Origin of the sequence: Mycobacterium sp. (genome assembly GCF_050700595.1) — a bacterium.
Taxonomy (GTDB): Bacteria; Actinomycetota; Actinomycetes; order Mycobacteriales; family Mycobacteriaceae; genus Mycobacterium.
On record NZ_JBOHHI010000184.1, the window covers coordinates 1 to 21173 of the forward strand.

The following is a 21173-nucleotide window of genomic DNA, read 5'->3' on the forward strand; positions in this document are numbered from 1 at the left end:
GTGTTGGCCGATCCGACCAGCTCAGACCGGGCGGTGCTCTCGTCGGCGAACCGCAGTGCCGCAAACTTTCCCGGCATCTTCACCGAGACGCCGACCCAGTCGGGCCCGAACCAGCCGACCACGCCGGGCAGTTCGTCGGCGCCGCACTCGATGCGCTCGTAGGTCCAGTCGGCCAGGCCCAGCGCGCGGTAGGCGGCCAGGTGCAACTGTGGGGAGCGTGAATGCGTGATCGGCGAGCCGAGCACCCCGGCTTTCCTTCCGACCTTGCCGGCCCCGCTACCTTGCGCTGTCTGATTGCGTTCTTCGCCGCCGCGCTTCGCGCGGCTACGCTCATCGCGCGGAGTCGAGGACACCGTTGTGTTTGGCCAACTCGATGTTCGCCAGATGCTCTTGGTAATCCCGGGTGAACAGCGTCGTGCCCTGCGCGTCGATGGTGACGAAATACAGCCAGTCGCCGGGTTCGGGGTGCTCGGCCGCACTGAGCGCATCGGTGCCCGGCGAACAGATCGGCGTCGCCGGAAGCCCCTCGGACACATAGGTATTCCACGGCGTGGGATGCGCGCGGTCGGCGTCGCGGGTGGCCACTTCGCGGCGGTCCAGCGGATAGTTCACTGTCGAGTCGAACTCCAGCTTGCGGTGCTCGGCCAGCCGGTTGTAGATGACCTGGGTGACCTTCGGGAAATCCTGCGGCTTGGCCTCAAGCTGCACCAGCGACGCCACCACCAGAACGTCGTAGGCCGACATGTTCATCGTCTTTGCGGTGTCCAGCAGACCCAACTTCTCGTACTGGCCGGCGCCGGCGGTGATCAGGGTCTGCAGAATCGTCTGCGCAGATGCCGACGGGTTGACGTTGAACGTTCCGGGTGCGATCAGACCTTCGAGCCTGCGGTGATCGGCGCCCATCCGCGTCACCGGCTGGGCGGCCCAGCCGGGCACTCCAAGCGTGGCCGGCGCGGCGTCATCGGCCGCCGCCCGCAGGTCGGGCACCGAGACGCAGCGCCGGTCCGAGTCCAGGTCCACGCAGGTGGCCCGGGAGATCAGGGTGAAAATGCCCGGCGTCGTGGCGTTGGTCTTGACGTCGGTGGTGTCGTCGAGTTGACGTCCCTCGGGGATGACCAGCTTGCCCACCCGGCTGTCGGGGTCGGCGAGCCGCTGCACCGCGGACGATGCCGGAATTTCGGTGCGCACCCGGTAATAGCCGGGCTGGATCGACGAAATCGCGGCGTTCCCCTGCGCGGCATCGACGAATGCCCGGACCGTGCGGACCACAGTGTGTTTCTGCAGCGTCTCACCGACCGCCGTGGTCGAGTCGCCCGCATGGACCTGAATCACCACATCCCGTTTGCCGTCGCCGGTGTAGTCGTTCTGCGGGCCGAACACGGTGTGCCACAGTTTGGAGCCGACGAACACGGCCGCCACGACCACGACGATGAGCAGGCCGACGGCGAATCCGCGAAATAGCCGCCGGCGACGACGGCCGCGATCGGCGCGGATCCGTTCGGCCCGGGACCGAACGCGTCGCGGCGGCCCGACCGCCACGGGTTGGGCGCGCGCGATGCGTTCAGGCCCCCCGCTATCAGACACCGTTGACCTCCCCGGGCAGCGCGACGCGGCGTTCGTCGAGCCAACCCTGCAGGATCGCCACGGCCGCCGCCTGGTCGATGACCCTACGCTGGCCCTTGGCTCGCACCCCGGCCTGGCGCAGCGACCGCTGCGCACTGACGGTCGTCAGCCGCTCGTCGGCCAGCCGCACCGGTGTGGGCGCCATCCGGCGGGCCAGCAACTCGGCCAGCTCGATCGCGTCGCGGGCCGACGAGCCGGTCCGGTCGGCCAGGGTTCGCGGCAGCCCGACGACAACCTCGACCGCGTCCAACTCGGCGGCCAGTTCGACCAGGCGGCGCACATGCCGTCCGGACCGGTCGCGGCGGACCGTTTCCACCGGGGTGGCCAGGATGCCGTCCGGGTCACTGCAGGCGACGCCGATGCGCACGCTGCCCGCGTCGATGCCGAGCCGCCGTCCACGCCCGGGATCGTCCCCGCCGGGCCGGTCCGGCAGGCGGTGCGCCGATGTGTCCACTCAGCTGACCCGCGCTATCTCTGCCCGCACCGCGTCCAGCCCGGCATCGATGCCCGACGGATTCTTCCCCGAGCCCTGCGCGAGGTCGGCCTTCCCGCCGCCGCGGCCATCGACGGCCCCCGCGAGCTGCTTGACCAGGTCATTCGCCCGGATCCCGAGTGCCTGGGCGGCGGGGTTGGCGGCGACCGCATACGGCACGGAGCCAGCTTCTGAACCTGGGCTACCTTCCGCGATCAACGCGACCACCGCCGGATCGCTGCCTAGTTTCCCGCGGATGTCGCCGACGAGGGAACGCAGGTCGGCGGCCGTCATCCCGGCCGACATCCGCTGCGCCACCACACGGACGTTACCGATGCGCTGCGCACCGGCGGCGGCATTGACCGCGGCGGCCCGCGCAGACGCCAGTCGGGTGCGTTCGAGTTCCTTCTCCGCAGCCCGCAGCCGCTCGACCAGGTTGGCCACCCGGGCGGGCACCTCCTCGGAGGGCACCTTCAGCGACGAGGCCAACCCGGCCATCAGCGCCCGCTCCTTGGCCAGGTGCTTGAACGATTCCAGCCCGACGTAGGCCTCCACCCGGCGCACACCGGAGCCCACCGACGATTCACCGAGGATTGTCATCGGCCCGATCTGCGCCGAGTTGTGCACATGGGTGCCACCGCAGAGCTCCAGCGAGAACGGTCCGCCGATCTCGACGACCCGCACCTGGTCGGGGTAGCTCTCCCCGAACAGCGCCAACGCACCCATCGCCTTGGCCGCCTCGAGCTCCTCGGCAAAGGTGTGCACCTCGAAGTCGGCCTGCACGGCCTGGTTGGCTACGTCTTGGATTTGTGAGCTTTGGGTGTCCGATAACGGGCCCTGCCAATTGAAGTCGAAGCGCAAATAGCCGGGCCGGTTCAGCGAGCCAGCCTGAACGGCGTTGGGCCCCAGCACTTGTCGTAGCGCGGCATGCACCATGTGGGTGCCCGAATGCCCTTGGGTGGCACCCTTTCGCCAGCCCGGGTCCACCGCTGCGACGACGGTGTCGCCCTCGACGAATTCGCCCGACTCCACGTTGGCGCGGTGCACCCAGAGGGTTTTGGCGATCTTCTGCACGTCGGTGACGGCAGCCCGGGCGCTCTCGCCGGCGCCGGTGCCGCTGATGGTCCCGGCGTCGGCGACCTGCCCGCCCGACTCCGCGTAGAGCGGCGTGCGGTCCAGCACGAGTTCGACGCGATCGCCGCCGGCGGCATCACCGTGCGCCACCACCGGCACCCGCTTGCCGTCGACGAAGATACCCAGAATCCTTGCTTCCGAGGTCAATTCGTCGAAGCCGGTGAACTCGGTGGGCCCCGCGTCGACCAGCTCGCGGTAGGCGCTCAGGTCGGCGTGCGCGTGTTTGCGGGCGGCGGCATCGGCTTTGGCGCGGCGGCGCTGCTCGGCCATCAGCTCCCGGAAGCCGACCTCGTCGACCTGCAGGCCGGCCTCGGCGGCCATCTCCAGGGTGAGCTCGATCGGAAACCCGTAGGTGTCGTGCAGGGTGAAGGCATCCGACCCGGACAGCACCGTGGCGCCGGATGCCTTGGTGGTGCCGGCCACCTCCTCGAAGAGCCGCGAACCCGACAGCAGCGTCCGGTTGAACGCGGTCTCCTCGGCGACGGCGATGCGGTTGATCCGCTCGAAGTCGGCGACCAACTCGGGGTACGACGGGCCCATCGCGTCGCGCACGGTGGCCATCAAGTCGCCGACGATCGGGGTGTCGATGCCTAATAGCTTGGCGGAGCGGATCACCCGACGCAGCAGTCGGCGCAGCACGTACCCGCGCCCGTCGTTGCCGGGACGGACGCCGTCGCCGATCAGGATCGCGGCGGTGCGGCTGTGGTCCGCGATGATCCGGTACCGCACGTCGTCTTCGTGGTTGCCGACGTCATAGCGGCGCGCGGCCACGGTCGCCACTTTTTCTATGACCGGCCGCAGCAAGTCGGTTTCGTAGACGTTGTGCACGCCCTGCAGCACGAACGCAACCCGCTCGATACCCATGCCGGTGTCGATGTTCTTGCGCGGCAACGGTCCCAGTATCTCGAAGTCGGTTTTGGTGGTGCCTTCGCCGCGTTGGCTTTCCATGAACACCAGGTTCCACAGCTCGACGTAGCGGTCTTCGTTGGCGATCGGACCACCGGCCACGCCGAACCGTCGCCCGCGGTCGTAGTAGATCTCCGATGACGGCCCGCAGGGTCCGGGAATGCCCATCGACCAATAATTGTCGGCCAAACCACGGCGCTGGATACGCTCGGCGCGCAGACCCGCGACCTCCTGCCACAACGTTAGGGCTTCGTCATCTTCGAAATAAACTGTGGCCCAAATCCTTTCCGGATCCAGCCCGTATCCGCCGTCGTCAATGCTTTTGGTCAGCAGGCTCCAGGCCAACTCGATGGCGCCGCGTTTGAAATACTCGCCGAACGAGAAATTGCCGGCCATCTGGAAAAACGTGTTGTGCCGGGTGGTGATCCCGACTTCGTCGATATCCGGGGTGCGGATGCATTTCTGGATGCTGGTGGCCGTTGAGTACGGCGGGGTGCGCTGTCCCAAGAAGAACGGCACGAACTGGACCATGCCGGCGTTGACGAACAGCAGATTGGGGTCGTCGAGGATCACCGAGGCGCTCGGCACCTCGGTGTGGCCCGCTTTCACGAAATGATCGAGGAATCGCTTCCTGATCTCGTGTGTCTGCACCTTTTCGTTTCCTCGTTCGTTCGACCGAACCACATTACCGGTTCGCACCTGATCAACGATCCAGCCGACCGCGGGGTGCCGAACGTCAACCGTCGACGAAACTCAACCGCACCGACCGTCGCGGATTGTCCCGGTTGAGGTCGACGAGCACCACGCTCTGCCAGGTGCCCAGCAGCGGTTCGCCGCCGGCCACCGGCACCGTCACCGACGGCGCCACCAGTGCGGGTAGCACATGGTCGGCGCCGTGGCCGGGCGATCCGTGCGCGTGCCGGTAGCGGTCATCGCGCGGCAGCAACCGTTCCAGCGTGTCGACGAGATCGTCATCGGAACCGGCGCCGGTCTCGATGATCGCCACCCCGGCCGTTGCGTGCGGGACGAACACGTTGCACAGCCCATCTCGGCCCGGGCCGAAGGACGCGCAAAACGAGCGCACCGCGTCGGTCAGATCGACGATACGGCGACGCGCGGTGTCCACTTCCAGCACATCGGTATCCACACCGTCCAGCCTACGGGGCGCATTCGGCAACCTGCCAATCTGTCGCAAACCCATTGCCACGCTTAGCCGCTTGGAGGAAGGTGGTCAATAGACCGGCGGCGCCGCCGGGGCGCTGCCCCCGACAAGGAGAGAGGTGGGTCGTGTACGCACGCTCTACCACTATCGAGGCGCAACCGTCGTGCATCGACGCCGGAATTGCGCACGTTCGCGACGTGGTCATGCCCGCACTCCGGGAGGTTGCCGGGTGCGTTGGCATGTCGTTGCTGGTCGACCGCGAGTCGGGTCGCTGCATCGCGACCAGCTCCTGGGAGACGCAAGAGGCGATGCATGCCAGCGCCGAACGGGTACGGCCGGTTCGCGATCAGACGGCGCAGGCGTTCGGTGGCAGCCCGACCGTCGACCAGTGGGAGATCGCGGTTCTGCGCCGTGACCACTACTCGGGTCCGGGTGCCTGTGTGCGGGCCACCTGGCTCAAGGTGCGGCCCGATCAGTTCGACCGGGCCATCACGTTCTACCGGGAGTCGGTGCTGCCCGCGATCGAGGAGCTCGACGGCTTCTGCAGCGCGAGCCTGATGCTCGACCGCGCATCCTGGCGCGCCGTGGCGTCGTCGACGTTCGACAGCCGCGCGTCGATGGAGCGAAACGGCGACCAGGTCCGCTCGTTGCGCACCACCGCGCTTCGCAGCCTGGGCGCCGACCAGTACGACGTCGGCGAGTTCGAGCTGGCGTTCGCCCACCTGCGGGTCCCCGAGCTCGTCTGAGAGTCGCGCCTGCCGCTACGGCAGCGCGTCGCCGGGGAATCCGCGGCACGGGTGCACCTCGAACGCGAACACCCCGGCTTGCACACCGGGGTCGTCATTCATCACCGCGACCGTGTCGTCGACGGCGCCGGTGAACACCCCGACCCCGCAGACATCGGAGCCGTCAGTGACCGGCAGCACGATCGGAAGTACGCCGTCGTGGCGCAGCCCGAAGTTGCGCCGGCCGTGCTCCCAGATAAGCGCCGGCGCGGTGTCGTCGGTGAAGTTCGGTCCCTGCTTGAGGATGACGACGCTGTAGGCCTTGGCGGCCGGTAGCAGCGAGTTCATCTCGTCGTCCGTGAAGGTTTTCATCAGAGCAGTCCTTCCCGGGTGAGTTAGCCGCGCCGAGCGTAACGCCGGGGCGATCCTGGAGCCGATTTTCCGCCGTGGCGTTACGCTCGCGATGCATGGTGGCGCAAGCTGGCGCTACTTTCTGCGAATGATCGCGCGCAGCCGCTCCAGCCGACCGGCGATCTCGCGCTCGCCGCCACGGCCGGTCGGGTGATAGTAATCCACGCCGACCAGCTCATTCGGTGGATACTGTTGCAGCGCAACGCCATCGGGGTCGTCGTGGGAATACCTGTAGCCCTGTGCGTTGCCCAGCGTGGCAGCGCCCGAATAGTGGCCGTCACGCAGATGTGGCGGCACCAACCCCGCCTTGCCCGCTTTGATGTCGGCCATCGCCGCGCCCAGCGCGGTGGTCACGGCGTTGGACTTGGGGGCGGTGGCCAAATGCACAGTCGCGTGCGCGAGCGTCAACTGGGCTTCGGGCATGCCGATCAGCTGCACGGTCTGTGCGGCGGCCACCGCGGTCTGCAGCGCGGTCGGGTCGGCCATGCCGATGTCCTCGCTGGCCAGGATCATCAGCCGGCGGGCGATGAACCTTGGATCCTCTCCGGCGACCAGCATGCGGGCCAGGTAGTGCAATGCGGCATCGACGTCGGAACCGCGCACCGATTTGATGAACGCACTGATGACGTCGTAGTGCTGGTCTCCGTCGCGGTCGTAGCGGACCGCGGCCTCATCCAGCGACAGCTCGATGGTTTCGACGGTGACCTGCTCCCCCGCCGCCTGAGCCGGTTCCGAGGCGACCTCCAGCGCGGTCAGCGCGCGGCGGGCGTCACCGGCGGCCAGCCGCACCAGCAGGTCGACGGCGTCGGAGTCCACCTGCACCCGTCCGTCCAGCCCGCGTGGGTCCTCGATCGCGCGCTGCACGACGGCGCGAATGTCGTCGGCGCCCAGCGGTCGCAGCTGCAGGATCAGGGACCGGGACAACAGCGGAGCCACCACCGAGAACGACGGGTTTTCCGTGGTCGCCGCGACCAGCAGCACCACCCGGTTCTCGACCGCGGACAGCAGCGCGTCCTGCTGGGTCTTGGAGAACCGGTGCACCTCGTCGATGAACAGCACCGTCTGCTCGCCGTGAGCCGCGGGCCTACGGGCGAGATCGATCACCGCGCGGACTTCCTTGACTCCGGCCGACAACGCAGACAACGCCTCGAACCGCCGGCCGGTCGCCTGCGAAATCAGCGCCGCCAGGGTGGTTTTCCCGCTTCCCGGCGGCCCGTAGAGGATGACCGACGCCGCACCCGAACCCTCGACCAGGCGACGCAACGGCGAACCGGATTGCAGCAGGTGATCCTGTCCGACCACCTCGTCAAGGGTGGCCGGCCGCATCCGCACCGCCAACGGCGCAGCGGCCGGTTCGCCTTGAGTGCGCTCCGTGAAGCCGGAAGCATCGGGGACGTCGAACAGACCGTCAGACACGGTCTCAGGCATACCACGTCGCAGCCGATGAAGTCAGCGCGTGCACGCTGCCGATCCGCAACCCCGGCCCGCTAGCCGGGCGCACAATCGGGGTTGTGGCCACCTGGGATGACGTCGCGGGGATCATCGCTGAGCTGCCGCTCACCGAGGAGCGGTTGCCGCGCGACTGGCGGGTGGGTAAGAAGCTGCTCGCCTGGGAACGGCCACTGCGCATATCCGACCGGGAGGCGTTGGCGGCGGAGGGGTTCGAGCCGCCCGACGGCGACATCCTCGCGGTTCGGGTCGCCGACGAGGGAGTCAAGTTCGCGTTGATCGCCGACGAGCCGGGGGTGTATTTCACCACGCCACATTTCGACGGCTATCCGGCCGTGCTGGTCGAACTGGCCGAAATCGACGAACTGGGCTTGCGGGAGGTGATCACCGAGGCGTGGCTGACGCAGGCCCCGAAGCGTCTGGTCGAGGAGTTCCTGGACGACGCAACGTGACGGGCTGCCGTCCGCATGACCGCGCTGAGAGCACAATAATCACATAAGCAACTCCTATCACTTCAACCACTCTATATAACAAGAATACTAATATGTATCAATAGCATCAGATAACACTCTTATTTACTCTGGTTACTCAACAACGCCAGGACAACAAGAATCTCACTAAATTAAGTGCACCTCAGCTGTTGACAATTTTCACTCCAGTTTGCTACGTGTGTTTAATGCCACATTTCGACCGAGTACTCGATGCGAAAACTGTGTGCACGTCGGTGGGGAAAGCCGCGATCATTGCCGCCATCGTCTTGGTGGTTATCGATCCCGCCACGGGCTCAGCCGAGGCCAACAGCGTCAATTGGGATGCCGTCGCGGAATGCGAATCGGGCAATGACTGGTCGGCCAATACCGGCAACGGATTCTACGGTGGCTTGCAATTCAAGCAGTCGACCTGGGACGAAAACGGCGGCGTCGGCTCGCCGGCGGATGCCTCACGGGAGCAACAAATTGCCGTGGCCCAACGCGTTCTGGCCACCCAAGGCCCGGAAGCCTGGCCCAAATGCGGCCCCAATCAAACGCTTTTCCCGACCGAAGTGATCAACGTTTTGCGGTCCGGGCACCCGGTGCACGCCGCGCTCAGAAAGCTGTTGTCAAAGATCCCGCACTAGCTAATTCGCCCGCTGCAGCTCGAAAAGTGGGATCACCCGGGTGGTCTTGGCCTGGTAATCGGCGAAACCGGGTGCCGCGGCGGTGATCTTGGAGAAGATGTCGTCGCGTTCGGCGGGCGGTAATTCGTGGCTGGTCACGTCGAAGGATTCGGTGCCGAGTTCGACATGCGCCGACGGGTTGGCGCGCAAGTTGTGGACCCAGGCGGGGTCGACGTCGGCACCGGCGAAAGAGCCGATGATGAGCAGCCTGCCGTCGATCCGCAGATATGCCAACGGCGCCAGCCGTGGCTGACCGGTCTTGGCGCCGGTCGTGGTCAGCAGGAGCAGGTTGGCGTTCGCGAACTGGCCGCCGACCGTGCCGTCGTTGGTCCGGAACTCGTCGACGATCGCGTTGTTGAAGGCTTTGAGTGTGTCGGCGTCGGGCATGTTTTGCGTCATGCCCGGTCAACTGCCGTCGGCGCGGCGTCTATTCCGAAAGGACCGCTTGCGTTTGGGTCACCTGGGCGACCAGCTTTCCGCGCTCGTCGGTGAGGGTCGTCTGCGCGACGATCGTGGTGCGGCCGACGTGCAGGGGCTGTGTCGTGGCGGTCACCACGCCGCTGCGCACGGCCCGAAAGAAGTTCGTTTTGGACTCGATCGTCGACGTGGCGGCGCCGGGCGGCAGGTTCGCCACCGCGCACACCGCGCCGATCGTGTCGGCGAATGCCATCAGCGCTCCCCCGTGCAGGATCCCGGCCGTGGTGCAGCGTTCCCCGGCCCACTTCATGCTGGCGGTCACCCGCTGCGGCGACAACTCCTGCACTTCGATCCCGAGTGCGGCGGCGAACGGAATGGCTGAGACAAGGTCATTTGTGTCCATGGTCGGCAGCTTGCCACGCCAGCCGGATGAACATGGGCCGGATTACTATCCCCCGGGCACGACGTCGATGCCCGACTCCTTACGCTGCTGGGCGGTGATCGGCGCCGGAGCGTCGGTGAGCGGGTCGACGCCGCCGCCGGTCTTCGGGAACGCGATCACCTCTCGGATGGAGTCGACCCCGGCCAACAGTGCGGTGGTGCGGTCCCAGCCGAACGCGATGCCACCGTGCGGCGGCGCCCCGAACATGAATGCCTCCAACAGGAAACCGAACTTCTCTTCGGCCTCCGCCTTATCGAGGCCCATCACGGCGAACACCCGCTCCTGGATGTCTCGGCGGTGGATACGGATTGAGCCGCCGCCGATCTCGTGCCCGTTGCAGACGATGTCGTAGGCGTCGGCCAGGACGGCACCCGGGTCACCTTCCAAGCTGCCGAGCGACTCGGGCTTGGGTGCGGTGAATGCGTGATGCACCGCGGTCCACGCACCGGAGCCGACGGCGACGTCACCGGCGGCGGCGGCCTCGTCGGCGCGCTCGAACAGCGGCGGGTCGACCACCCAGGTGAACGCCCAGGTGTCCGGGTCGATCAGGTTGAGTCGGGTGGCGATCTCGACGCGGGCCGCGCCCAGCAACGCACGCGACGACTTGACCGGTCCGGCCGAGAAGAAGACGCAGTCACCGGGCGACGCGCCGACGTGGGCAGCCAGTCCGTCGCGCTCGGCGTCGGTGAGGTTCTTGGCGACCGGGCCGCCCAGCGTGCCGTCGTCGCCCACCAGCACATAGGCCAGACCCTTGTGCCCGCGCTGTTTGGCCCAGTCCTGCCAGCCGTCCAGCGTCCGGCGTGGCTGCGAGGCCCCGCCCGACATCACCACCGCGCCCACATACGGCGCTTGAAAAACCCGGAATGTGGTGTCTTTGAAGAACTCTGCACACTCGACCAGTTCCACCCCGAACCGCAGATCGGGCTTGTCCGAGCCGAATCGGCGCATCGCATCGGCGTAGCTGATCCGTGGCAGCGGCAACGGTAGCTCATACCCGATCAACGCCCACAGCACGCTCAGTATCTTTTCGGAGATCGCGATGACATCCTCGGCGTCGACGAAGCTCATCTCCAGGTCGAGCTGGGTGAATTCGGGTTGGCGGTCGGCGCGGAAGTCCTCGTCGCGGTAGCACCGCGCGATCTGGTAGTAGCGCTCCATGCCGGCAACCATCAGCAGCTGTTTGAACAGCTGCGGGCTTTGTGGCAACGCGTAGAACGTGCCGGGCTGTAACCGCGCCGGGACCAGGAAATCGCGGGCCCCTTCCGGGGTCGAACGGGTCATCGTCGGCGTCTCGATCTCGACGAAGTCATGCTCGGCCAGCACTCTGCGAGCGGCGGCATTTACCTTGGAGCGCAACCGGATCGCACTGCCGGCGACGTCACGTCGCAGGTCGAGGTAGCGGTAGCGCAGCCGGATTTCCTCGCCGGCGGGCTCGTCCAGCTGAAACGGCAGCGGTGCGCACTCGCCGAGCACGCTCAGCGACGTTGCGTTGACTTCGATTTCGCCGGTGGCGATCTCCGGGTTGGCGTTGCCCTGCGGGCGGGCCTCGACCACGCCCTCGACGGCGATGCAGAACTCGGCGCGCAGCCGGTGCGCCTGCGCCAGCACGTCGGCCGCGCGGAAGACCACCTGGGATATACCCGAAGCGTCGCGCAGGTCGATGAAGATCACCCCGCCGTGGTCGCGGCGATGCGCCACCCACCCGGCCAACGTCACCGTCTGGCCGGTGTCGGCGGCGCGCAATGAACCGGCGGGGTGGCTGCGCAGCACAAATACTCCTCTGCAATGGGTTGGGACGACTGCCCAGTCTAGAGGGCGAGGCCGCCAGGTAATTTCTTTGCATCGCCACCCAGATCGCAGTTGTCGGCCCCGGCGCCGTCGGTACGACGGTCGCCGGACTTCTGCACGCCGCCGGGCATGCCGTGCTGGTGTGCGGGCGCACACCGCGCGAACAGATCGAACTGCGGCCAGACGGTGCCGCACCGATCGTGGTGCCCGGTCCGGTGTGCACCGATCCCGCTGAGATCACCGCCCCGGTCGAGGTGGTGGTGCTGGCGGTCAAGGCCACCCAGAACGACGAGGCGGCCGGCTGGCTGGCCCGGCTGTGCGACGAGCGCACCCTGGTGGCGGTGCTGCAAAACGGGGTCGAGCAGGTAGAGCAGGTACAGCCGCACTGCCCTGCGTCGGCGGTGGTTCCGGGCATCGTCTGGTTCTCGGCCGAGACGCAGCCGGACGGGTGGGTACGGCTGCGCACCGAGGCCCGGCTGGTGCTGCCCACCGGACCGGCCGCGGAGATGATTGCCGACCTGCTGCGCGGCGCCGGTTGCACGGTGGAGTGCGACCCGGACTTCAACACCGCGGCCTGGCGCAAGCTGCTGGTGAATGCGCTGGCCGGGCTGATGGTGCTCTCCGGCCGGCGGTCGGGAATGTTCCGCCGCGATGACGTGGCCACGATGTCTCGCCGCTATGTCGCCGAATGCTTAGCGGTTGCGCGCGCCGAGGGCGCCCGCCTCGGCGACGAGGTGGTCGACGAGATGGTGGAGATGTTCCAGCACGCGCCGGTCGATATGCGCACCTCGATGCTCGCCGACCGGGAGGCGCACCGACGGCAGGAATGGGACATCCGCAACGGGGTGATCCTCCGCAAGGCGCGCGCCCACGGACTTGCCACACCGATCAGTGACATCGTTGTGCCGCTGCTGGCTGCCGCCAGCGACGGACCCGGTTAGCGATGTGGGAAGCTGCATCGATGACCTTCAACGAAGGTATGCAGATCGACACCAGCACCACCTCGACGTCCGGCGGGGGTGGTGGCCGGCGGGTGGCCGTCGGCGGCGGCCTGGGCGGCCTGCTGATCGTGGTGGTGGCCATGTTCCTGGGTGTCGATCCCGGGAACGTGATGACCCAGCAGCCCGTCAACACCCGCGACGACGTGGCGCCCGGGTTCGACTTGAGCACATGCCGGACCGGGGCCGACGCCAACAAATACGTGCAGTGCCGGGTGGTCGCCACCGGCAACTCCGTGGACGCGGTGTGGAAACAGTTGATGCGCGGTTACACCCGCCCGCACGTGCGGTTGTTCAGCGGCCAGGTCAACACCGGCTGTGGGATGGCCACCAGCGACGTCGGGCCGTTCTATTGCCCGGTCGACAAAACCGCCTACTTCGACACCGGCTTCTTCCAGGTACTCGTGGATCAATTCGGCTCCAGCGGTGGGCCATTCGCGCAGGAGTACGTGGTAGCGCATGAGTTTGGCCACCATGTGCAGAATTTGGAAGGCGTGCTCGGCCGCGCCCAGCAGGGCGCGCAGGGCGCCCGCGGCAATGGCGTGCGAACCGAACTGCAGGCCGACTGCTACGCCGGAGTATGGGCACACTATGCGTCGATCACCAAACAGCAGAGCACCGGCGTGCCGTTCCTGGAACCGTTGAGCGACAAGAACATCGCCGACGCGCTGTCGGCTGCGGCGTCGGTGGGCGACGACCGCATTCAACGGAAGGCGACCGGGCGCACGAACCCCGAGTCGTGGACCCACGGGTCCTCTGAGCAACGGCAGCACTGGTTCACGGTCGGCTACCAGACCGGTGACCCCAACCAGTGCGACACATTCCGCGCCGCAACTCTCGGGTAGGCCCTCAAGCTGTGATTTAAGCTGACCCCCGTGACGTCTGATGCCGACGAGCCGAAAGACAACAAGACGCTGAAGTGGGCATTGGGCGCGGTGACTTTGCTCGCGGTTCTGGCGACCGCGCTCGCGGCGTACATGCTCCTAGGGGACGGAGCAAACTCCGGGTCGGGGCACCCCGGCTCGAACCGGGACGCGGCATCCGGTGTTGCCAGCGCCAACGACACCGGGCCGGTTGCCGTCATCACCGATGACCCCAGCTGCGCGGCATGGACCTCGATCAATAACGCGTTGTCCACCAGCGGCGAAGGCCTGTGGAACGATCGCGACAGGTCGGTTCCGGCCTCGGAATGGTCCCCGAAGCAACGCGCACAGTTCCTGGCCGCCGCGCAGTCGATGCGCGGCGCCGCCGCCCAAACCGTGGGGCTGGTCAAGCTGACGCCGCATCGGGTGATGCGCGAACTCTACGAACAGTTCATCGTCTACGCTCGCGCCTACGCCGAGCGCATCCCGAAGTACACCCCCGCCGACAACAATCTGGCTGGCGCAGCGAACAGCGCCTCGTCTGCACTCGGAGCGATCTGTGCCGCCATCGTCGATGGTTCGGCAGCCGCTCGGGGCCCACTGGTCCCGCCGGCCGCCGCACCGGCCCACACCGCCCCGGTAGGCAATCCCGCCAATCCGCGATCGTTCCTGATCAGTGCGAATCCTGTTTGCGCTGAATGGAAGTCAGCACTAGAGCAGTTCGCCCATAACACCACCGCGTGGCAGGAGATCGACCCGAACATTCCGGCCATCTACTGGAACAAGGAGCAGAAAGCCACTAATTACGCGGTCGCGCCGGTGATGAATGCCTATGCCAGCAAGATGGAACAGCTTGGCCGCCAAAGTGACAACCCGACGTGGCAGGACCTGGCCAACCTTGCCGCGCAATATCGCCGCGCTTTCGTTGTCGCGCTACCCAGCTATGCTCCAGCCGACAATCATCTGGCCAACGCGGCGAACTTCCTGTCCACGACGATCCTGGGCGCTTGCGCGGTGCTGGGGAAATAGGCCGATATCGTCTGGTGTACCGCCGTGTTGGTGGTTATGCCCAACTGGAGCCGACGGCGCCGTCGGTGCTGGCCATGTTGTTGCCGGCGGTTTGCACCTTTTGCCCGTGGGCGTTGGCCTGCTCGTAGATCACCTGGAAGTTGCGGCCCAACTGGGTGATGAATTCTTGGCACGCCACCGAGCCGGCGCCACCCCAAAAGTCGCCCGCGGCGAGCACATCACGGATGATGGCCTGATGCTCGGCCTCCAACGAGGCAGCCTGGGCGCGGATCAGCGCGCCGTGGGCATCGACATCACCGAACTGATAGTTGATCGTCATCGCGTGTTCTCCTGATCCGGCTAGCTGCTCAGAATCTGCTGAGAGGCCTGCTCTTGCTGCTCATAGTTATTGGCGTCGCGGATCAGCCCGTCACGCACGCCGTGCAGCATGTTGACGATGTTGCGAAACGCGGTGTTCATCTGCCCCATCGTGTCATGCGAGGTGAGCTGTGCGGTTCCGCTCCAGCCCGCTCCGGCGATGTTGACCGACGACGCCCACATCCGCCTGGCCTCATCCTCGACCGTTTGGGCATGCACATCGAAACGACCCGCCATGTCGCGCATCGCATGCGGATCGGTCATAAACCGTGCTGGCATCCTTATCTCCTCACCTCAAGGGCCCTAACCAGGCCACTTCTCGTTGCGGCACAACACCATCCGCGGGTCATCCCCCAGACGGTGGACGTGGCATCACCTTGGGTGCTTTCGCCGCAAGCCCACCAAGCCCGCGCCCGGACAGCGCCCCCATCAACGCCTGACCGTACGGCCCACCTGGCATACCCGCCTGCGGTGCCAACGCCGGCGCGCTGACACTGGTATTCGGCAGGATCGGCGCCGCCCGGGTGACCGTGTTCGTGGCCGCCGACCACGCCTGGGGCACTGACAAATGCCCTATCGACGACGCGTTAGCCAACTGCGCCGTGATCGAGGACCCCCACGACCTGAGCTGGTTGGCCACAGTACCCACCACCAGCTTCATCTTGCCGTCCACAAATCCCCCGATGCTGTTCATCAACGCCGGACTACTCGACGCCGCGCCCGTGGTGCTCGTCTGAGTCATCCCCGCCAACTGCGTCACCATGCTCGCCGGAGCCATCGCAGACAACGCCGGAATGCCGCCCATACTGATCGCCTGGGTGGCCCCGGGCGCGGTCAGCATCGAAGCCAACCACGCCGGCACGCCCGGCAGCGACCCCGGCAGCGTGAAACTACCCAGTCCGAATGCCGAAAGAATCGAAGAAAGATTGAGCCCGGAGGCCAGCGACGTCGTCGGCGCCAGGGCCGCATTTGCGACGGACGCGGGGGCCGCCGCCATCGACATCATCGGCGTGGCCTGGGCCACGGGTGGCGGCGAGGTGTGTTGTGGCAACGCCGCCATCGCCTGCAGAGAGTTGGCCGCGTAGTGGTCCATGGCGAACCCGTCCTGGAACCAGTACTCCAGATACTGCAACTCCGTCATCGCGATCGCCGCGGTGTTCTGGCCGAAGAAATTAGTCGCCAGCAACGCCATCAAATGCGCCCGATTCGCCGCCACCGCCGCAGGGGGCACCGTGGCCGCAAACGCCGCCTCATAACCGGCCACCGCCTCTTGGGCCTGCGCACCCACCTGCCCGGCCTGCGCCGCGGTCGCGTGCAGCCACGCGACATACGGCGCCGAAGCCGCCTGCAATGCCGCCGACGAAGCGCCCAACCACGACCCTGTCGTCAAATTCGCCACCACCGACGAATACGACTCCGCCGTCGCCGACAAATTCGCAGCCAACTCATCCCAGGCCGCCGCCGCGGCCATCAGTGATTGCGGGCCCGGACCCGAATACATCAACGCCGAATTAATGTCCGGCGGAAAGATCGCAAACGTCACAGTCTCACCCCGGGTCAGACCGTCGTCGCCGCGTTCGCCGCCTCGGTGGCCGCATACGATCCGGCCGCGGCCCCCAGCGTCGCCACCAGCTGCTCATGCACCGCCGCCGCCTGCGCACTGATCGCCTGGAAAGCCTGCGCCTGCGCGGCAAAGCGCGCCGCGGTCGCCGCCGACACCAAGTCGGCTGCCGGCGGCACTACAGCGCTCGTCGTACCCGCCGCACCCGCGCTACCGGCGGCCATCTCCGCACCAATACCCGATAAACTGCCCGCCGCAGCCGACAACATCTGCGGATCAGCACTCACAAAGGACATGACGTAACCTCCTCGAGCAACAGCGTCACCACGACACCGTTCACACCAAGAGCCCGCCCCTCCCCATTAGCACGCCTAGGATCAAGCGATTTTAGGCCCCTCCTGGCTCTTGGTGGCGCGAATCGCAAAATTGTTTAGCAAACCCCTTCCGTAACACGGCCCGCCCACGCGCGCGACGCCGGGAAGGCGTTCGGCTGCCGGTCCAACCGACCCCTTCGAACATCGGCTCGGGAGGCCGAATAGGCTCCTGGGCAACTGAATTCGGTCCCCGCCCGACGTGCTCCGCCTTGCCCGCAAGAAGGGCGCTGCGGGAAGCGATGACCGCTGCTGCCAATGCCGAGTCAGAAAAGACTCAACGCGAGGACTATTGACATTTTGTCAATAGAGCCGAACTCCATTGGCGGGTTATTGACATTGTGTCAATTATGCGGCGAATCCATCGGCAGATTTGAGGACTACGATCCTTGTCAGGACGCAGCCAGCAACGTCAGCAGTGTGGCGCGACCCTCGTCGTCGAGTGGTAGCAGCGGCGGGCGCGGATCTCCCACACCGACACCCAACAGATCCAGGCCGGCCTTGACGGTGGTGGCAAGCCCACCCGCGACGATGAACTCCAGCAAGGGTTTGAGCTCGTCGTAAATCGCCTGCGCTTTCTGTTGATCGCCGGCGCGCACGGCGTCGTACAAGTCAATGCACGGCTGCGGTCGCAGACACGGCGCGGCCGTGCACCATCCGGCCGCTCCCGCCCGCAACGCGTCGAGCACCAGCGGGTTGCTGCCGTTGTAGAACGGCAGCCGACCAGCGCTGAGCTCGGCGATGCGCAGCATCCGGGACAAGTCACCGGTGGACTCCTTGACCATGGTCAAGTTGTCGACCGTCTCGAACATCCGGACCAACAGCTCGGGACTCATGTCGATGCCGCTGGTGGCCGGGTTGTTGTAGGCCATGATCGGGATCCCGATCGCCTCGCCGATGCTGGTGTAGTGCGCGACGATTTCGCGTTCGGTGAGCTTCCAGTAGGACACCGGCACGATCATCACCGCGTCGGCGCCGGCCTTCTCAGCGTATTGTGCACGCCGAATTGTATTGGCAGTAGTCAGATCTGACGCGCCAACAACCAGGGGCACCCGGCCGTCTACAGCGGCGATCGCGGTGTCGACGACGGTGTCGAACTCGGATTCGTCGAGATAGGCCAGTTCGCCGGTGCTGCCGAGCGGCGCGATCGCATGAACGCCCGCGAGCACCAGCCGGTCGACGAGCGCGGTCAGTGCCGTGGTGTCGATGCTGTCGGTCGAGTCGAACGGGGTCACCGGGTAGGCGATGATGCCGTGGATTTTCGGCACTACGGGCTCCTTTTAGTTGCTCAGAACGTCGGGGTGTCGGGCCAGGGCGCGGCGCGCGTAATACGCGAAGTTCGCCCGACTGCGTTCCGGCCGCAGTGTCCAGTCATGCGCCTCGCGGGCCAGCCGCTCCGGGAGCGCCTTGATTGTGCCGGCTGCCATGGCGGCCAGTTGCAGCTCGGCCGCGCGTTCGATGAGCACCGCCAGCGAGCAGGCCTCCTCGACGCTCGCGCCGGCAACGATCTGGCCATGGTGCGCCAGCAGAATGGCCTTCTTGTCGCCGAGGGCGGCGCTGATGATCTCGCCCTCCTCGTTGCCGACCGGAACACCCGGCCACTCGGCCAGAAACGCACAGTCATCGTAGAGCGGCGTGGTGTCCATCTGCGACACCACCAGCGGTACCTCCAGCATCGACAGTGCCGCCGCGTGGAAGGCGTGGGTGTGCACGATACACTGCACGTCGGGCCGCCCACGGTAGATCCAGCTGTGGAAACGGTTGGCCGGGTTGGCCATTCCGTCACCGTCAAGCACATTGAGGTCTTCGTCGACGAGCAGCAGGTTGGCGTCGGTGATCTCGTCGAACCCCAACCCCAGCCGCTGGGTGTAGTAGGTCCCGGGCTGCTCGGCGCGCGCGGTGATCTGTCCGGCCAGACCCGAATCGTGGCCGGTGTCAAACAGTGCGCGGCAGGTCAGCGCCAGCTTTTGACGAGTGGTCAACGTCGATTCGCCGACATTGGCGGCAAGACCATCTTGCGCTCGGCGCATCAGGTCAGCCTTGGAATCAGTGAACGTGGTTGCCATCGACGGCTCCCTGAATCGCGAGGTTTATGACACTAAGACCCACGATAGGAAACTTTGTGTCATCATGCAACCATGACAGCGCTATTGCGAGCCGTGCGCAGGCAGCGCGGCCTGACCTTGGAGGTGCTCGCCGAACAGACCGGGCTCACCAAGAGTTATCTGTCCAAGATCGAGCGCCGGTGCAGCACGCCGTCGATTGCGGTGGCGATCAAAGTCGCCCGCGCACTTGATGTCGACGTCGCGCAACTGTTTTCCGACCAGGCTACCGATGCCAAAATCGCCGTCGATCGCGGCGCCGACCGCAGCGGCAACACCGAGCGCTATGTGGCACTGGCACCAGGAGTGCTGGGAAAGTCGATGTCACCCTTCGTCGTTCGACCAACCGGCAAGAACGCCCACCACCCTCGTCCGGTACATACCGGTTACGAATTCGTGTTTGTCCACGCCGGGACCGTCGAGCTGGACTATGGCGACCAGATCGTCACGCTAGTCGCGGGTGACAGCGCCTACTTCGACGCATCGGTGAGCCACAACTTCCGCGCGCTCGGCAGCGCACCCGCCGAGGTCGTCGTCGTCGCACACGACGAACCGGGCCCGCGGTGAAGCAACCGATGACCGAATCCCCCGGCGGCATCACCCGGCGGACATTGTTGACGACGGGCGCGGCGGCCATCCTGGGTGCGGGCGTGGGCGCGGGCGTCGGTACCGCGCTGACGCGATCACCCGTGGGCGGCCTGTGGACCCGGCCCGATCGCAACGGTGCCCCGCCGGTGAGCGGTCTGCATCTGCAATTCGGCAAGAACGCGTCCACCGAGGTCGTGGTGTCCTGGCACACCACCGACGCGGTCGCCAATCCGCGGGTGATGCTGGGCATGCCGGCGTCGGGGTTCGGCCGCACCGTGCAAGCCGACACCAGGGTCTACCGGGACGCGAAGTCGCGCGCAGAGGTTCGCGTCAACCACGTTGTGCTGGGCAACCTGGCGCCCGATACCGACTACGTCTACGCGGCGGTGCACGACGGCACCAGCCCGGAGCTCGGGACGATACGGACGGCGCCGGCCGGACGAAAGCCTTTGCTTTTCACCAGCTTCGGCGATCAGGCCACGCCGACGCTGGGCAGGCCGGCGGGCAGAACGTATGTCAGCGACAATGTCGGCTCCCCTGCCGCCGGCGACATCACCGCCGCCATCGAGCGCATCGGCCCATTGTTCAACCTGGTCAACGGCGATCTGTGCTACGCCAACCTCGCCCACGACCGGGTGCGCACCTGGTCGGACTGGTTCGAGAACAACACCCGCTCGGCGCGCTACCGACCGTGGATGCCCGCGGCGGGCAATCACGAAAACGAATGGGGGAACGGGCCGGTGGGCTTCGCGGCCTACCAGGCGTACTTCGCGCTGCCCGACGCGGGAGCCGACACCGAGGTTCGCGGGCTGTGGTATTCGTTCACCGCCGGGTCAGTGCGCGTGATCAGCCTGGCCAACGACGACGTCTGCTTGCAAGACGGCGGCAACTTCTACGTGCACGGCTACTCCGGTGGTGCGCAAAAACGTTGGCTGGAAGCCGAACTCGCCGCTGCACAGCGCGACTCCGAGGTGGACTGGGTGGTCGTATGCATGCATCAGACGGCGATCTCGACCGCGGATCGCACCAACGGCGCCGACCTCGGCATCCGCCGGGAATGGCTACCGCTGTTCGACCGCTACCAGGTCGATCTGGTGGTGTGCGGCCACGAGCATCACTACGAGCGCGCGCATCCGGTGCGCGGCGCACTCGACAACGACACCCGCACGCCGATACCCACCGACACCCGCGGCGACGTCATTGATGCCACCAAGGGAGCCGTGCACGTCGTGATCGGCGGCGGCGGCACCTCGGTGCCGTCCAACACGATGTTCTTCCCCGATCCCCGATGTCGGGTGGTGACCGGTGTCGGCGGGTTCGATCCGGCCATCGGCCGCAAGGCACCGATCTACCTGGTCGAGGACGCGCCATGGTCGGCGTTTCGCGACCGCGATCACCCGTACGGGTTCGCGGCATTCGAGGTCGACCCCGGCTCCCCCGGCGGCACCACTTCGATCAAGGCGACGCACTATTCGGTGGACGGACCGTTCGGTGCGATTACCGTAGTCGACCGCTTCACCTTGACCAAGCCGCGCGGCGCCTGAAGCACAGCCCCGAGTGCCCCGCTTTGCCGCGAGCGTGCGCAAATACGGGTTCGCACCGGCGTGTCGGACCGGTGA

At 66.5% G+C, this 21173-nt stretch carries 23 protein-coding genes and 1 pseudogene; 8 read left to right on the forward strand and 16 right to left on the reverse strand.

Translation table 11 applies throughout. From position 1 onward, the window contains the following. From ACRDTL_RS17435 to ACRDTL_RS17455, 5 genes and pseudogenes are all read right to left on the reverse strand, one after another. Positions 1–245, reverse strand: a pseudogene (locus tag ACRDTL_RS17435) (shikimate dehydrogenase); the annotation flags it as partial. 85 nt (positions 246–330) lie between these two features. After that, on the reverse strand, positions 331–1584 hold the full coding sequence (locus ACRDTL_RS17440; RefSeq protein ID WP_431507953.1) for an endolytic transglycosylase MltG: 1254 nt from the start codon (positions 1582–1584) through the stop codon (positions 331–333). Next, the gene (gene ruvX / locus ACRDTL_RS17445; protein WP_431507954.1) at positions 1577–2077 is read right to left on the reverse strand and encodes a Holliday junction resolvase RuvX; all 501 of its coding nucleotides are present in this window, start codon (positions 2075–2077) and stop codon (positions 1577–1579) included. Before ruvX ends, ACRDTL_RS17440 begins: the two co-directional genes overlap by 8 nt. Further along, positions 2078–4786 (reverse strand): alanine--tRNA ligase, encoded by a 2709-nt coding sequence (alaS, locus tag ACRDTL_RS17450; RefSeq protein ID WP_431507955.1) that lies wholly within the window; start codon positions 4784–4786, stop codon positions 2078–2080. Positions 4787–4871: 85 nt separating this feature from the next. Then, positions 4872–5270: a secondary thiamine-phosphate synthase enzyme YjbQ gene (locus tag ACRDTL_RS17455; protein WP_431507978.1), complete on the reverse strand. Its 399-nt coding sequence runs from the start codon at positions 5268–5270 to the stop codon at positions 4872–4874. A gap of 152 nt (positions 5271–5422) precedes the next feature. Here ACRDTL_RS17455 and ACRDTL_RS17460 point away from each other — a divergent pair, with 152 nt between their 5' ends. Further along, on the forward strand, positions 5423–6043 hold the full coding sequence (locus tag ACRDTL_RS17460) for an antibiotic biosynthesis monooxygenase (RefSeq protein ID WP_431507956.1): 621 nt from the start codon (positions 5423–5425) through the stop codon (positions 6041–6043). A gap of 15 nt (positions 6044–6058) precedes the next feature. Here ACRDTL_RS17460 and ACRDTL_RS17465 read toward each other — a convergent pair whose 3' ends face one another. Both ACRDTL_RS17465 and ACRDTL_RS17470 read right to left on the reverse strand, forming a co-directional pair. Next, positions 6059–6394 (reverse strand): hypothetical protein, encoded by a 336-nt coding sequence (locus ACRDTL_RS17465; RefSeq protein ID WP_431507957.1) that lies wholly within the window; start codon positions 6392–6394, stop codon positions 6059–6061. Positions 6395–6508: 114 nt separating this feature from the next. Beyond that, positions 6509–7861 carry a replication-associated recombination protein A gene (locus ACRDTL_RS17470; protein WP_431507958.1) on the reverse strand — a complete coding sequence of 451 codons (1353 nt, stop codon included), beginning with the start codon at positions 7859–7861 and terminating at the stop codon, positions 6509–6511. Between the two features lie 83 nt (positions 7862–7944). Here ACRDTL_RS17470 and ACRDTL_RS17475 point away from each other — a divergent pair, with 83 nt between their 5' ends. Both ACRDTL_RS17475 and ACRDTL_RS17480 read left to right on the forward strand, forming a co-directional pair. After that, complete coding sequence (locus ACRDTL_RS17475; protein WP_431507959.1) at positions 7945–8334, forward strand: MmcQ/YjbR family DNA-binding protein; 390 nt, start codon at positions 7945–7947, stop codon at positions 8332–8334. Positions 8335–8558: 224 nt separating this feature from the next. Continuing rightward, on the forward strand, positions 8559–8999 hold the full coding sequence (locus ACRDTL_RS17480) for a transglycosylase family protein (RefSeq protein WP_431507960.1): 441 nt from the start codon (positions 8559–8561) through the stop codon (positions 8997–8999). On the opposite strand, the gene ACRDTL_RS17485 is transcribed toward ACRDTL_RS17480, so the two are convergent. Genes ACRDTL_RS17485 through aspS form a run of 3 tightly spaced genes read right to left on the reverse strand, consistent with a single transcriptional unit; the run spans position 9000 to position 11667 of the window. Next, complete coding sequence (locus ACRDTL_RS17485) at positions 9000–9437, reverse strand: nitroreductase family deazaflavin-dependent oxidoreductase (RefSeq protein ID WP_431507961.1); 438 nt, start codon at positions 9435–9437, stop codon at positions 9000–9002. Positions 9438–9465: 28 nt separating this feature from the next. Beyond that, positions 9466–9858 carry a PaaI family thioesterase gene (locus ACRDTL_RS17490; RefSeq protein WP_431507962.1) on the reverse strand — a complete coding sequence of 131 codons (393 nt, stop codon included), beginning with the start codon at positions 9856–9858 and terminating at the stop codon, positions 9466–9468. 45 nt (positions 9859–9903) lie between these two features. Further along, positions 9904–11667, reverse strand: a complete 1764-nt coding sequence (gene aspS, locus ACRDTL_RS17495) for an aspartate--tRNA ligase (RefSeq protein ID WP_431507963.1) — start codon at positions 11665–11667, stop codon at positions 9904–9906. Positions 11668–11738: 71 nt separating this feature from the next. On the opposite strand from aspS, the gene ACRDTL_RS17500 reads away from it, so the two are divergent. The 3 genes from ACRDTL_RS17500 to ACRDTL_RS17510 all read left to right on the forward strand — a co-directional run bounded on the left by ACRDTL_RS17500 (position 11739) and on the right by ACRDTL_RS17510 (position 14575). Continuing rightward, on the forward strand, positions 11739–12626 hold the full coding sequence (locus tag ACRDTL_RS17500; RefSeq protein WP_431507979.1) for an oxidoreductase: 888 nt from the start codon (positions 11739–11741) through the stop codon (positions 12624–12626). 20 nt (positions 12627–12646) lie between these two features. Then, the gene (ypfJ, locus tag ACRDTL_RS17505) at positions 12647–13528 is read left to right on the forward strand and encodes a KPN_02809 family neutral zinc metallopeptidase (protein WP_431507964.1); all 882 of its coding nucleotides are present in this window, start codon (positions 12647–12649) and stop codon (positions 13526–13528) included. A gap of 90 nt (positions 13529–13618) precedes the next feature. Further along, on the forward strand, positions 13619–14575 hold the full coding sequence (locus ACRDTL_RS17510) for a hypothetical protein (protein WP_431507980.1): 957 nt from the start codon (positions 13619–13621) through the stop codon (positions 14573–14575). A 34-nt stretch (positions 14576–14609) separates the two neighbouring features. On the opposite strand, the gene ACRDTL_RS17515 is transcribed toward ACRDTL_RS17510, so the two are convergent. From ACRDTL_RS17515 to ACRDTL_RS17540, 6 genes are all read right to left on the reverse strand, one after another. Continuing rightward, positions 14610–14894 (reverse strand): WXG100 family type VII secretion target, encoded by a 285-nt coding sequence (locus tag ACRDTL_RS17515; protein ID WP_431507965.1) that lies wholly within the window; start codon positions 14892–14894, stop codon positions 14610–14612. 20 nt (positions 14895–14914) lie between these two features. Beyond that, on the reverse strand, positions 14915–15211 hold the full coding sequence (locus ACRDTL_RS17520; RefSeq protein WP_431507966.1) for a WXG100 family type VII secretion target: 297 nt from the start codon (positions 15209–15211) through the stop codon (positions 14915–14917). Positions 15212–15278: 67 nt separating this feature from the next. After that, a complete protein-coding gene (locus ACRDTL_RS17525) occupies positions 15279–16475 on the reverse strand; it encodes a PPE family protein (protein ID WP_431507967.1) in 1197 nt (398 codons plus the stop codon). Between the two features lie 14 nt (positions 16476–16489). Then, the gene (locus ACRDTL_RS17530) at positions 16490–16789 is read right to left on the reverse strand and encodes a PE family protein (protein ID WP_431507968.1); all 300 of its coding nucleotides are present in this window, start codon (positions 16787–16789) and stop codon (positions 16490–16492) included. 467 nt (positions 16790–17256) lie between these two features. Then, positions 17257–18132 (reverse strand): dihydrodipicolinate synthase family protein, encoded by an 876-nt coding sequence (locus ACRDTL_RS17535; RefSeq protein ID WP_431507969.1) that lies wholly within the window; start codon positions 18130–18132, stop codon positions 17257–17259. A 12-nt stretch (positions 18133–18144) separates the two neighbouring features. Next, the gene (locus tag ACRDTL_RS17540) at positions 18145–18930 is read right to left on the reverse strand and encodes an aldolase (protein ID WP_431507970.1); all 786 of its coding nucleotides are present in this window, start codon (positions 18928–18930) and stop codon (positions 18145–18147) included. Between the two features lie 72 nt (positions 18931–19002). Between ACRDTL_RS17540 and ACRDTL_RS17545 the strand changes: the two genes are divergently transcribed. Continuing rightward, positions 19003–19533, forward strand: coding sequence for a helix-turn-helix domain-containing protein (locus ACRDTL_RS17545; protein WP_431507971.1), 531 nt, complete (start codon positions 19003–19005; stop codon positions 19531–19533). 8 nt (positions 19534–19541) lie between these two features. Next, positions 19542–21098: a purple acid phosphatase family protein gene (locus tag ACRDTL_RS17550; RefSeq protein ID WP_431507972.1), complete on the forward strand. Its 1557-nt coding sequence runs from the start codon at positions 19542–19544 to the stop codon at positions 21096–21098. The last annotated feature ends 75 nt before the right edge of the window (positions 21099–21173 follow it).

Bases quoted from the DNA above. Each gene is read 5' to 3' on its own strand.
- ACRDTL_RS17465 (WP_431507957.1), bottom strand. From the start codon at position 6,394: ATGAAAACCTTCACGGACGACGAGATGAACTCGCTGCTACCGGCCGCC.
- ACRDTL_RS17470 (WP_431507958.1), bottom strand. From the start codon at position 7,861: ATGCCTGAGACCGTGTCTGACGGTCTGTTCGACGTCCCCGATGCTTCC.
- ACRDTL_RS17480 (WP_431507960.1), top strand. From the start codon at position 8,559: ATGCCACATTTCGACCGAGTACTCGATGCGAAAACTGTGTGCACGTCG.
- ACRDTL_RS17485 (WP_431507961.1), bottom strand. From the start codon at position 9,437: ATGACGCAAAACATGCCCGACGCCGACACACTCAAAGCCTTCAACAAC.
- ACRDTL_RS17490 (WP_431507962.1), bottom strand. From the start codon at position 9,858: ATGGACACAAATGACCTTGTCTCAGCCATTCCGTTCGCCGCCGCACTC.
- ypfJ (WP_431507964.1), top strand. From the start codon at position 12,647: ATGACCTTCAACGAAGGTATGCAGATCGACACCAGCACCACCTCGACG.
- ACRDTL_RS17515 (WP_431507965.1), bottom strand. From the start codon at position 14,894: ATGACGATCAACTATCAGTTCGGTGATGTCGATGCCCACGGCGCGCTG.
- ACRDTL_RS17520 (WP_431507966.1), bottom strand. From the start codon at position 15,211: ATGCCAGCACGGTTTATGACCGATCCGCATGCGATGCGCGACATGGCG.
- ACRDTL_RS17530 (WP_431507968.1), bottom strand. From the start codon at position 16,789: ATGTCCTTTGTGAGTGCTGATCCGCAGATGTTGTCGGCTGCGGCGGGC.
- ACRDTL_RS17540 (WP_431507970.1), bottom strand. From the start codon at position 18,930: ATGGCAACCACGTTCACTGATTCCAAGGCTGACCTGATGCGCCGAGCG.
- ACRDTL_RS17545 (WP_431507971.1), top strand. From the start codon at position 19,003: ATGACAGCGCTATTGCGAGCCGTGCGCAGGCAGCGCGGCCTGACCTTG.
- ACRDTL_RS17550 (WP_431507972.1), top strand. From the start codon at position 19,542: ATGACCGAATCCCCCGGCGGCATCACCCGGCGGACATTGTTGACGACG.